Origin of the sequence: Mucilaginibacter sp. UYCu711, assembly GCF_050433825.1 — a bacterium.
Classification (GTDB): Bacteria; Bacteroidota; Bacteroidia; order Sphingobacteriales; family Sphingobacteriaceae; genus Mucilaginibacter.
In genome coordinates this window covers 91817-103798 of record NZ_JBNPWM010000007.1, presented here as the reverse complement: position 1 = coordinate 103798, position 11982 = coordinate 91817, and the positions used below count along the sequence as shown (strand labels likewise).

Here is an 11982-nt window from a genome sequence, read left to right as displayed (position 1 = left end):
AAGGAATTTGCAATACATTTTTCCACAATTTGAATTTGCATTTTGCTAAAGAATTTTTACTAATGAAGGATGATTTTTATGATTTCGTAGCAGTTGAACTGCAAAAAAGCCTGCCTGACAGCTGGCAAAAGGTACAGGAAGAAAAACCAAACGGATATGAATTATGTGGTAACAGACCTGCCTTTTTAGCGCTCAGAGACAGTAAGGCGAGGCAGGTTAACTTATTTGTGTGGCCTCTTTCTTTAGAACTAAATGCAGGATTGGAAAAGAAACTATTAATATTAAGGGATGATATCATTGCTGAAGGCACACTGTTCATAGTGATCAACGAGGAAATTGAAGAAATGCGTTTAGGCAACACAGGTGTTTTTATTTCGGAAAAATTGCTGATCCACTGCCCCAATTTTATTTGGGTAACTTGTTGCTGAGAAAAAAAATATAAAATAACCTTCGATGGTATTCATTTTGAAAACCTCCATGTTGGGCTTTCAAATATTTGGAATGCTAAGGTTACTTATGTTGGTCCTAAAATAGGATCTCAACCAGTTAATCTGGAGATCATGAGCGATACCTGTTGGAAGTGTCAGCGGAAAATCAAAACAGTGACTGGTATCGTTTTTCCCAATCGCCAACTAAAAAATTGGAACAACCCTACCTGGCAATATTATCATAGTCTGATTTCATTAGATCATGTCAAAGGAAAAAGCGCAGATTTGATAGAGAAATTCGTTGTCACCCTTCGACAGGATGATGCTAATATAACGACGGTAGGTTATAAATTTAGTAACACGGTCAGAAGAAGCTATTTTGCAGCCGCTTGCCCTTACTGTGACGCCTTGTGTGGAAGTTTTTACGTAATCGATAGCCGCATGGATTATTTACATTCGCTGCAAAGCCGTATGGATGGCAGCTTAAACTATTATTCCATAACATTGGACGTTGATCGCTATTTGATTCAATCCCTGTTTGTTAGCTCCGAAGGTTGTGATCATACGACCGATGCAGGTTGGGGCAGGCATAAATAAGCAATTTACCCATATAGTTATTGCAAATTTACGTTACCATAAGTCTAACAAGAAGGGAGCCACCAAATTTTACCGTATTAATCAGGTTTAAATTATTTATTCCTATTTTGCAACATCTGAGCGGATATTCTTTACCGCTTTTGTGATAAGGTTTAGGTTGAAAGTCCCCGGCAGCGAGTGTTGGGGACTTTTATTTTTACACTTATCTCCCTTTATTCGGCTAATAACAGCCTCAATCAATCTGTTATGGATATTTCAAAAGAGATCTTGTTTAATTCAACGGGCAATATCATAAAAGAGAATTTAATTGCACTTTATGGCTCATTGTTGTCCGGCGAAGTAATAATACGATTAGCCGAACACAAAAATTTTGATGCTGCGAGAGTCGAGTTCCAAACCTGGGATGAGCGGTCGGTTGTAGAAATGGGCAACCTTTTAGGTCAGGACTACCGGACTCAGACAATGGTCTATAAAACTAAGGATGAATACATTGCTGCCCTTTTCCTTAAAGCCCTGATAAATGAGTGGGAAAATAATCGACTTAAAAAATACGTGTCCGTTTGGAAGATCCCGTTCAACAATAAATGGCTGCCGAATGGCGGAAAAGCGATTATCAGGCGTGGTTCCGCATATTGATCTTGCTGGAACCGACATGTCAGAAACCAGCCAGCCTGAATTTATTTATAATAACATCAGGAACAATACCACTAATCCTCACATTGATTCTAACCAGGATAAAAATCAAGGCCGCAGGAGAGGCAGGTAAACCCGATAAGCGTCTTTTTTAGGATATATGTGCTTTTATATATAAGTCCCCACCTACAAATTATTTTTGTTATGAAAAACACTTGTTTGCTAAACAAGAATTTATCCACACGAACTTTATTTCTCGCTTGGAAAGAAATTTTGTTGATGGCTCGAAATAACATCAGCACCAATACTGGAAAATGGAAAACCTTTCATTATTCCGATGTCCCCATTGAAATCGCATCAAAGGCGTTTTTAATGGGATTTTTGCTGTTGGGCGAAAATTAGCGTAGTAAAGTAGTCCAGTTTTGTGTTAATGAAGTCGCTTGATGCGATAATCCTTTAAGGCAAGGGGATGTGAATTTGCAGGCCGTTTCACGTACTTGCTAATGAATTTAAGAATGCCCGGTCTATTTGGGCCTCTTCCTATTATAGTGTAAGACAACAGTCTCAACACCTCCATATAAAATAATTAAAAGACAGGTGAATAAATTTCAGGACTTAGATGTCTTACGTAAGACAGATCTTACCGTTGAGGAAGTTAAGCGCCATTCCGCATTCGCCAAACTTTCTGAAAACCAAATTTTGGACATCATAATCACCATCAAAAAGATTACAGAAATTGCCTTCAATTGCAATAATATTTCGAGTAAAAATCTTGGAGAAGCGGGTGAAAATGTGTAAATTGAACTTCTTTCTAATCTTTTAACGCGCATACTTATGATTGAAATAACTCCATTTGACACATTTGCGAAAGGGACAATAACATCAAGTAAAGTACGTGGTACAAACTGTGTAATTTATACGAGAGTAAGCAGCAGGGAGCAAGCTGATAATTTAAGTTTGGGCACACAACTGAAAGGATGTAATCAATATGCCGAAAGACTAAAATATAAAGTATTAGCCCAATTTGGCGGAACATATGAAAGTGCCGAAAATGATGAGCGAAAGGAATTCATCGCGATGCTGGCATTTGTAAAAAAGGCCAAGGAAAAAGTATCTTACATATTAGTTTACAGTTTGGAGCGTTTTTCCAGAAATGATAACTCCATCTGGTTAAGCGGCGAACTCAGAAAGTTAGGAATAGAAATAGTTTCAGTTACCCAGCCTATTGACACCTCTAGTGCATCGGGACAGATGCAACAAAAAATGCTTTTCTTATTTGGGGAGTTTGATAATCAACTCAGGAAACAAAAATGTACAGCGGGTATAAAAGAAATGCTGCTGAGGGGGGATTGGCCAACTGCTCCACCACTTGGGTTTGATATCGTGCGCAGTAATGGTATTCGTAAGATAGTCGTTAACGAAAAGGGGAAACTTTTGAGGCAGGCCTACGAGTGGAAATCACAATACAACTTATCAAATGAAGCCATTCGCGGAAAGCTACTGGAGAAAGGTTTAAAATTAAACCATCAAAGGATATCAGAAATTTTTAGAAATCCATTCTATTGCGGATTAATGGCCCATAATATGCTGGAAGGCCGTATCGTTGAGGGCAATCAGGAAAAATTGATTTCCAAAGCCACCTTTTTGAAAGTCAACGGAATTTTAGATCAGAATGCTCATGGATATTCTTTAAAAGAAGAGAATGAAGCCATTCCTTTAAAGCGTTTTACAAAATGTGCGGAATGCGGCAAGCCGCTTACTGGCTACCTTATGCGCAAAAAAAATATCCATTATTATAAGTGTAAAACGCGCGGCTGTAATACCAACAAGAATGCCAAATCTCTGAATGAGACTTTTTATAATTTGCTAAATAACTTTACATTAAGTTTAGATCACGATTTTCTACAGCTTATCCGTCAACAAGCTATAGCAACTTTCAATCAACTATTTAAAGGTGAAGAAGAAGCTTACGTTTCTTTAGCCAATCAATATAAAGAGCTAATGAAAAAGATAAATCGCCTGGAAGAACGTTATATCGAAGAAGAAATTAATAGTGAATTATACAACAAGTTTTCTGAGAAATATCTTTTGGAAAAAGACGAATTGGAAGGTAAGATTTTAAAAGCCTCCAAAAAAAGTTCGAACCTTGGAGATTGCATCGATATTTCGTTGGAAATAGCTTCAAAAATGGCTGAAAAGTGGGTTTTAAGCGACTATGTGGTTAAGCAAAAGATTCAGTCATTAGTGTTTCCAGACGGCATTACTTTTAGTAAGAAAAAAGAAGAAGTTCGAACCCCGCGAATTAATTTTTTGTTTTTGTATGTTACTTATTTTCAGCAACTTATGAGTAATAAAAAAAGCGGCATACCAGAATTAAATCTGGATTTTGCCGCTTTCGCCTGTTTGGTAGCGGGGAGCAGGATCGAACTGCCGACCTTAGGGTTATGAATCCTACGCTCTAACCATCTGAGCTACCCCGCCGGGTATATTTGCCAGAACTTGTTCTGACTATGGTTTTGCTTTTTTAAAGAACACCATCGGGCTGCCCCATCGGCTTACCCTTAAAAAAGGTTTGCAAATATAGGATAAATTCGTTTCCTTTAGAAAAAATGTTAATATTGTGGCTTAAGCCTGAATTATAAACCCCTTATGTCTGAGAAGAAGAAGTTTAATATTGAGTATGAAATAAAATCATCTCCAAGAATACTATATACTTTCCTTAACGAGCCCAATGGGCTTACCCAATGGTTTGCTGATGATGTGAGTGTGCGAGACCAGATCTATACTTTTACCTGGGATGGCGAGCAGCAAAAGGCTAAATTAGTAGCTATAAAAGAAAACAAACTGGTAAAATTTAAGTGGGACGATGATGAGCCGCAATGCTATTTTGAAATGGAGATAATCCAGGACGAATTAACCAATGATGTTGCTTTAAGTGTAACCGATTTTGCCACCGAAGAAACCATTGGCGAAAGAAAATTAATCTGGGACAATCAGATTCAGTACCTAATTAGCGTTCTAGGTGCATAAAGGGATAAAATTCCCTAATTTTGCGCCGTGAAAAAGATCCACCTTTTATTACTAAAATCATTTATAAGGCCATTTATTGTGACCTTTGTGATAGTAATGTTTGTGTTGCTGATGCTATTTCTGTGGAAATACATTGATGACCTGATAGGTAAGGGTTTTGAATGGTACGTTATTGCCGAATTGATGTTATATGCATCGGCAACTAATGTGCAAATGGCGCTGCCGCTTTCGGTACTCCTTTCTTCCATAATGACCTATGGCAGCCTGGGCGAAAATTATGAACTGGTGGCTATCAAATCTGCTGGTATATCATTAACTCGTGCGCTGTATCCTATGTTTGTAGCGGTATTGGTGTTAAGTATAGGGGCGTTTTTCTTTTCGGATTACATGCTGCCTAAAGCCAACCTGAAATATTATTCCTTGCTATGGGATGCACGCGAGCAAAAATCGGCCAACTTTTTACCCGAGGGAGTTTTTAGCAACAGTTTCCCTGGGTATACTATTCGTGTGGATAAAAAAGACCCTGACGGACAAACGCTGCATGGTGTAACCATTTACGCAAAAAGCGTCGATTTTGAAACCCCGGGCTATCTGTTAAAGGCAAAAAAAGGTAATATGTTCCGGTCGAACGATAACCGCTTCCTGATGATAAATCTTGAAGACGGCATCCGTTATGAAGAAAAGCCGGGGGGGGGTAATTTCAACCCCAACCCGCGACAGATATTAACGCGTTTCCGTTTTAAAACGGCACAATATAAATTAGACCTTACCGGGCTTGCCTTTAAACGGACGGACGAAAGCGGTTTTAGCCGCGCCTTCCAGATGATGAACAGGCGGTTGTTAAAAGATACCATGAACAAAATTGATCATGTAATTGATAGCGGACGCCGGGTTAATTATCAACTGCTTACCCCTTATATTAAATATTTTTCTATGCCCCGCCGGAAAGATATGGTTGATAAAACACATGCAGAATATAAACATGGTGTGATGGATTTTGGCAGCAATGGCCAAAAGTTAAGCTATATAACCAATGCGATAAGCGAGGCCCGTTCTGTACAGGATGAGATAAAGCGGCGCGCTAACACGTATAAAGAGGCGTCATATAGCGTACATAGCGCAGCTGTTGAGTACCAAAAGAAATTTACATTATCAGCCGCTTGCCTGGTGCTGTTTTTAATTGGGGCACCGCTGGGTGCAATTATCCGTAAAGGCGGGTTAGGCTTGCCTGTAGTGGTGTCGGTGGTGTTTTTCCTGATCTATCATATCATATCAACCATAGGAGAAAAAGCGGTTAAAGCCGGCGATGCCTCTGCATTTTTGGGTATGTGGATAGCTATTATGATTTTAACACCAATTGGGCTGTTCTTATCTTACAAAGCCGCAAATGATTCGGTAATATTTGACGCTGATATATACAAACGGGTGTTTAACGCGGTATTCGGCAGGATAATGTCAGCCTTTAAACGCAAGGTAGATCTTAGCGGGCAGGCTGTTGAGGAATAATCTTTACAAACTGCCGACCTGTTTTTTTGCATAATGCGTTAACTTTGTTATTATATGGTACGTATCCATATAATAAGCTACCAAAAGTACAAGATGCTAAACACCATTCCAGAGGCCATAGAAGCTATAAAAGCCGGTAAAATAATAATTGTTGTTGATGATGAGGATAGGGAGAACGAAGGCGATTTTTTAACCGCAGCACGTTTTGCTACGCCCGAGGCTGTAAACTTTATGGTGCACCATGGCCGCGGCCTGGTTTGTGCGCCAATTACCCAGCAACGCGCTACCGAGCTGGAGCTGGAGCCCATGGTTAGCCACAACACCACCTCGTACGAAACAAACTTTACAGTTTCTGTTGATCTGCTGGAAGGTTGTACTACCGGTATTTCGGCTACAGACAGGTCAAAAACTATTATGGCTTTGATTGATCCGGCCACTAAGCCCGAGGCTTTAGGAAGGCCGGGCCATATATTCCCGCTGATAGCGAAAAATGGAGGCGTACTGCGCCGCGCAGGGCATACCGAAGCAACGGTTGACCTTGCTGTACTTGCCGGATTAGAGCCAGCAGGTGTTATATGTGAGATAATGGATGCCAATGGCGACATGGCCCGCTTACCCGAATTATTAGAGCTGGCCAAAACACACGATCTTAAAATTGTATCTATAAAAGACCTGATAGCTTATCGTTTAGATGTCGAAACCATGATTAAAAAGGAAGTAGCTGTAAGGCTGCCTACCGAATGGGGCGATTTTGAAATGATAGCTTATACCCAATTAAATACAGGCGATAATCACATCGCTTTGGTAAAGGGTACCTGGGAGCCTGACGAGCCTATTTTAGTGCGTGTACACAGCTCGTGCGTTACCGGCGATATATTTGGATCATGCCGCTGCGATTGCGGCCCACAGCTGCACAAATCAATGGAAATGATAGCCAAAGAAGGCAAAGGCGCCATTGTTTACATGAACCAGGAGGGCAGGGGCATTGGCCTGGTTAATAAATTAAAAGCTTATAATTTACAGGATAATGGTTTTGATACGGTTGAGGCCAACATTCAATTAGGTTTTGGTATGGATGAGCGCGATTACGGCATTGGCGCGCAGATATTGCGCAGCCTGGGTATATCAAAAATGCGCTTAATGAGCAATAACCCAAAGAAAAGAGCTGGGCTGATAGGTTACGGATTAGAAGTGGTAGAGAATGTGCCGATAGAAATAGCTTCAAACCCGCATAACGAGGCTTACCTGAAAACCAAACGCGACAAAATGGATCATTCCATTATGCGCGATCATTAATTCTCATCGTCTTCCTCTTTTTTAATTGGCTGCTTTGGTGGTGTAACCGGTGTGGCTACTGGTGTACCGCCTGATAAAGGCGTAGTTGTTGGCGCAGGCAATGGCGCTACACCAACATTAGTTGGCCTGCGACGGGTAAATATATTCCTGATAAACTCGCCAAAGCTGTTAAAATCTGTTTGATACACCAGGCCCAATCCGTTTACATATTGCGGCGACAACTGATCTATATAATTTAGTGTAGTAGTATTTAACACCCGGTAAGAGTACCGTGCCGTAAGCGATCCATCTGGCCTGATAAAGTAGGATGCTTCAAAATCCTTCGTCAGATTGTTAAAGTTTGAATTTAGCAGGTTTGAGTTATTGAACAGGTTAGCGCTGCCGGTGCTGTTGTTAAATAAGCTACCGTTAAATACCAGCCGGTCATTAAAAAGCTTTACCGATGCGCTGGCATCATTAAACGAGCGGATATTAAAATCAAAATACTTAATGTTTGATTGGGCTATCAGGCTGTTTATTTTATTGAAAGCAAACTCACTTATGGCGCTGGTAGCTGTGGCTGCCACCTGGTTAGTTAAATTACTACCGGTGCCCGAGTTAAAGTTACGCCTTACAATAACACTTAATGCCTGCTGGTTACGGTTATTAGGATCGGCAAGATAGGTGCCCAGATCATCTTTAACAGATGGGTCTGTAGGGAAATTAAAATCAAAATTAATTTCGGGTGCTAAGAGCGATTTGGTAAGCAATAACTCTGCCTGCACCAATATTTGCTCATTACCTTTAGGCGATTGCAGGCCCGCTGCGGTATATAACGGCGCTATATCCGTACGTACTTCGTAAGTAGCTTTCAGGTTGATCTCGGCATTGGTAGGGTTCCCTGTCCAGCGGATGCTACCGCCCTGGTTAACCGTAAAGTTTTTGCTGATGAAGTTTTTAGCAGTAAAATCAAACTTTCCGGATGTGATTACAAACTCGCCAAACATATCAAAGTCGCCCAGGCTGTTTATACGCAGCTTCAGGTTTTTTGCCTGCCCGCTGCCCTGTAGCACGCCATAATCGGTAGTTATTTTTACGATGGCCTTCTCATCAACTGTCAAATCAAAATTAAGTGTAACGCCATTAAATGCCTTTACTTTTTCTATTGCTTTTAATCCGAGCGTATCTTTATGGCTCACAAATTTTATAAAGTCATATTCACTTACAGTTGATGAAGTATTAAGCGGGATATTAAATACGGTGCCGGCTTGTGTACTAGCCGTTATGTTAATATTCATATTATCAACAGGGCCGTTAAACTTAAAATCGCCCGAGGCATAAGCCGTGCCAAAATATATGTGGTTATCTTTAAAGCTGGTATTTAACGCCATTAAGTTATTGGCTTTAAGATCCACATCTATTGTAGGATTTGATAGATTATTAAGATCTACCTTACCATTTGCTATACCCGTGCCGCCGCGAAAATCCTTCAATGTCATGTTACTGATATTGACCACGCTATTGGTCACACTCAGTTTATCATTAACTGTATAAGCCGTTTTTAAATAATTTACGGTGACACCGGTATTTACTAAACTGAGGCTTCCGTTTAATTGCGGTTTGGCTAATGTGCCGGTCAATTTCAGATCGGTAGATATAGTACCTTTCAGGTCAGATACCAGGTCCTTAATAAAAGGCTCGAAAATAATGGCCTCCGTCTCAGTCATTTTAACATCAAAGTCAAGCTTGTCTTCTTTACCCTTACCTAAATAATACGCACCGCCAATATTTAGTGTTTCTAAGCCACGGTTAAGTATGTTTATGTTTACGTTGGCCTGGCTGCGTTCATTGTCTAAGTTGGATACTACTTTAATATTGCCCACCAGTGTATTGTTCATTTTAAATGAATCAATATTTAAATGCGCGTCAATCCCCGGCGATTTCATGATCGCGCTAAATAGCACATCACCGCTCATCGTTCCGTTTAAGTCTATACCAGCGGTTTTAGTAAGCTCGTTAAGCGTAGTCATGCTAAATTTGATAAACGACAGCTTTAACTTGTCGGCAGGATTGTCTGATATAAATCCATCAATCCTGGCCCTTTGCTCGCCGTTTGAAAGCTCGAAGCCTTCTACCTGGGTTTTCCCATCCAACAATCTTATCCTTACCTGTTCCTGCAGGTGCCATTTTTGGTGCTCAATAATAATATCTGATGGCAGCAACATAAGCTTAGCTGTAGTGTCTGTACCAAATTGAACTAAGCCGTAAAGATCCAGCTGGTTGGTAGCGTCTTTATCAGCCAGTTTTATGTTAAACTTTAAGCTGTCGTTACTTATAAAGTTGGTAATATCGATATTCTTAATGAACAGTTCATCGGTAAGGTCAATCCGCTTTAACGACAAGTTGATGCCCAGTAAAGCGTCGCTGGTGCTTTCGTCCAGGATAAAATCATGGAACACTATTTTTTTATACTTGATAGTTTTGATATACCCATTAATACTGGCCGTTTTTTCGACCGAGTTAAACTTGCCTATGAAAGTTCCCTGTTCAGGGATCTTCAGATCGGGCAGGAAGATAGCGGTAAGCGGATCAAGGTTTTTAATCTTCAGGTTAAGGTCAAAATTTTGCGGCTTGGGCGGGGTAATATCCGTTTTTAACGACGGGATATATTTTTTAGCGATGGTTTTGAAATAAGATGGCAATGTCGCCAGGTCATAACTGCCCTTTATGCTCCCGTCAAGCGCGTCCGACCGTAAGGCAATCAGTCGCGAATCGCCTTTACCCGTTGCCGAAACATATACAGAATCAAGCAGGTAATTGTTCCGTGGGTCAATTATCCGTATAGGCGACAGTAATATGTCCCCTTCGAAATTTTTAAGGCTGTTGCCCGAGAACTTTGTTTTTAACTGTGCGCTTATAATGATGGTATCCTTAATCAATTTAAGGGCACGCAGGTTAGCATCATGTACGTTTGCTGTAAAATTGTACAGCGGCAAAGTGGGGTTAAGATCAAGACTGCCTACACCGTCAAATTTTATATTTTTATCGTTAACGGTTAGCTTGGCATTTATTTTTTTACCGGCGTAGGTGCCATTTACAGCTATGTTTTTATAGTCGTAATTTTTAAAATTAAAGTAGGTTATATTGGCGCTTACATTTTCATTCAGGTTTTTAAGTCCGTCGCCCCTGCCTTTAACAACTGCCTTAAATGTGGTGCGGCCTATGGTATTATCGCCTATTAAAACACCAAGGTTAAAGTTATAAGCATCAACAGTCCCGTTATAAACCGGCACCCCGCCTTTGTCTATTTTAAGTTTGATATCCGGGTCAAACCGCCCCAACTGGGTTTTAAATGTGCCCGATGCTGCAAAGTTATTTTGCAATCCTTTAAACTTACCGGTAAAGTTTACATTACCAAAACGGCCAACAATTTCCGGGGCTACAGCTTTCGGATCGCCGGTGAAGTGGCTGTATAAATAATCAAGATCTTTTTTATTGGTGGCTAACTGGTCAAATTTAAGGTCGAGGTAGGTTTTATCCCAATCAGGCAGGCCCTTAAAGTTAAAGTCGCCTTTTATAAAGGTGGCCTGGCCGGCGGTAATTGTAAGGCTTTTTGCTTTTAAATTGTTTACTAAGCCGGTTATGCGGCCATCTACCCCTAATTCAAAATTTATCTTCTCTAACCCTGTAGTAAAATAAGCAATATCTGTTGATGAGATATGCGACGAGTGGAGGCTGCCATCTATATGTACTTTGTTTACAAAATCGCTAAAATCACCAAAGCTCTTAAACTTTATGTCAAGGCGATTTCTTATTATCGATTTTGGCGTTTGGATCAACAGATGCTGTGCCAGTATCCTATTGGTATCAATTGTAGTAAGCGCGGTATAGTTTTTTAAATAAAAGCCGCCTTTTTCTTTCAGCGTAAGATGCTGTACATCACCCATAAAGGTGTGATGTTTAAGGTCCATATTGTTTACAGCAACGCTTAAATTGTAAACATCAAGGTCCGCAAAGTTTATTCCGTTTACTTTATCGTGCTTATTCAGGTCATGATAACGGAAATGGAAATTATTAACTACAGATCGCCCAAAGATCATCGTCCACGGTTTGCCGGGCGCTGTTTTAGTGGTGTCTTTTGATTTTAAACTATCCAATACAAATTGAAGATTGGTAACCCCGCTTTTTAGTTTCTTTAGATAAACCGAGCCATTATCCAACTGTATCAGTTTAAAGTCAAGTTTACGATCGCTGATGGAACTGAAAAGCGAGAAGCCATTAAGTTCGACAGTAAGTTTGGGGGTATGTACTAAAGTGTCGCGTTGTTTGTCAAGCACATAAAAATCTTCCAGCACTACGGACGAAAACGGCTTAATGTACAGGCTTTTAACATTAACCTCGGTACCCAGTTTTTGTGATAAGTAGGCCGTTACTTTTTTTGCGGCCCAGGTTTGTACCGGTTTATATTGAAACAGCAGCAGCAGTATGCTCACTGTTAACAGCAGGAACAAGA

The 11982-nt window shown here is 40.3% G+C and carries 9 protein-coding genes and 1 tRNA gene; 8 read left to right on the top strand and 2 right to left on the bottom strand.

Features of this window, described 5'->3' with window-relative positions:
- Positions 1-62: 62 nt before the first annotated feature.
- From ABIB50_RS15905 to ABIB50_RS15885, 5 genes are all read left to right on the top strand, one after another.
- Positions 63-428 carry a hypothetical protein gene (locus ABIB50_RS15905; protein ID WP_429381173.1) on the top strand — a complete coding sequence of 122 codons (366 nt, stop codon included), beginning with the start codon at positions 63-65 and terminating at the stop codon, positions 426-428.
- 132 nt (positions 429-560) lie between these two features.
- Positions 561-1025 carry a hypothetical protein gene (locus tag ABIB50_RS15900; protein ID WP_429381171.1) on the top strand — a complete coding sequence of 155 codons (465 nt, stop codon included), beginning with the start codon at positions 561-563 and terminating at the stop codon, positions 1023-1025.
- A 246-nt stretch (positions 1026-1271) separates the two neighbouring features.
- A complete protein-coding gene (locus ABIB50_RS15895; protein ID WP_348082212.1) occupies positions 1272-1661 on the top strand; it encodes a hypothetical protein in 390 nt (129 codons plus the stop codon).
- A 594-nt stretch (positions 1662-2255) separates the two neighbouring features.
- Positions 2256-2456: a hypothetical protein gene (locus ABIB50_RS15890; protein ID WP_348082211.1), complete on the top strand. Its 201-nt coding sequence runs from the start codon at positions 2256-2258 to the stop codon at positions 2454-2456.
- 36 nt (positions 2457-2492) lie between these two features.
- A complete protein-coding gene (locus ABIB50_RS15885; RefSeq protein WP_429381543.1) occupies positions 2493-4106 on the top strand; it encodes a recombinase family protein in 1614 nt (537 codons plus the stop codon).
- Here the strand turns inward: ABIB50_RS15885 and ABIB50_RS15880 are convergent.
- Positions 4063-4139 (bottom strand) — tRNA-Met (locus tag ABIB50_RS15880). The genes ABIB50_RS15885 and ABIB50_RS15880 overlap by 44 nt on opposite strands.
- A 168-nt stretch (positions 4140-4307) precedes the next feature.
- On the opposite strand from ABIB50_RS15880, the gene ABIB50_RS15875 reads away from it, so the two are divergent.
- The 3 genes from ABIB50_RS15875 (at position 4308) to ABIB50_RS15865 (ending at position 7490) form a co-directional block, all read left to right on the top strand.
- Positions 4308-4688: an START-like domain-containing protein gene (locus ABIB50_RS15875; protein WP_429381168.1), complete on the top strand. Its 381-nt coding sequence runs from the start codon at positions 4308-4310 to the stop codon at positions 4686-4688.
- Between the two features lie 27 nt (positions 4689-4715).
- Positions 4716-6194, top strand: a complete 1479-nt coding sequence (locus tag ABIB50_RS15870) for an LptF/LptG family permease (RefSeq protein ID WP_429381166.1) — start codon at positions 4716-4718, stop codon at positions 6192-6194.
- A gap of 93 nt (positions 6195-6287) precedes the next feature.
- On the top strand, positions 6288-7490 hold the full coding sequence (locus ABIB50_RS15865) for a bifunctional 3,4-dihydroxy-2-butanone-4-phosphate synthase/GTP cyclohydrolase II (protein ID WP_429381541.1): 1203 nt from the start codon (positions 6288-6290) through the stop codon (positions 7488-7490).
- Here the strand turns inward: ABIB50_RS15865 and ABIB50_RS15860 are convergent.
- The gene (locus ABIB50_RS15860; RefSeq protein WP_429381164.1) at positions 7487-11962 is read right to left on the bottom strand and encodes a translocation/assembly module TamB domain-containing protein; all 4476 of its coding nucleotides are present in this window, start codon (positions 11960-11962) and stop codon (positions 7487-7489) included. The genes ABIB50_RS15865 and ABIB50_RS15860 overlap by 4 nt on opposite strands.
- Positions 11963-11982: the final 20 nt, after the last annotated feature.

Coding starts and splice junctions, on each gene's coding strand:
- ABIB50_RS15905 (WP_429381173.1), top strand. CDS start 63: ATGAAGGATGATTTTTATGATTTCGTAGCAGTTGAACTGCAAAAAAGC.
- ABIB50_RS15900 (WP_429381171.1), top strand. CDS start 561: ATGAGCGATACCTGTTGGAAGTGTCAGCGGAAAATCAAAACAGTGACT.
- ABIB50_RS15895 (WP_348082212.1), top strand. CDS start 1,272: ATGGATATTTCAAAAGAGATCTTGTTTAATTCAACGGGCAATATCATA.
- ABIB50_RS15885 (WP_429381543.1), top strand. CDS start 2,493: ATGATTGAAATAACTCCATTTGACACATTTGCGAAAGGGACAATAACA.
- ABIB50_RS15875 (WP_429381168.1), top strand. CDS start 4,308: ATGTCTGAGAAGAAGAAGTTTAATATTGAGTATGAAATAAAATCATCT.
- ABIB50_RS15865 (WP_429381541.1), top strand. CDS start 6,288: ATGCTAAACACCATTCCAGAGGCCATAGAAGCTATAAAAGCCGGTAAA.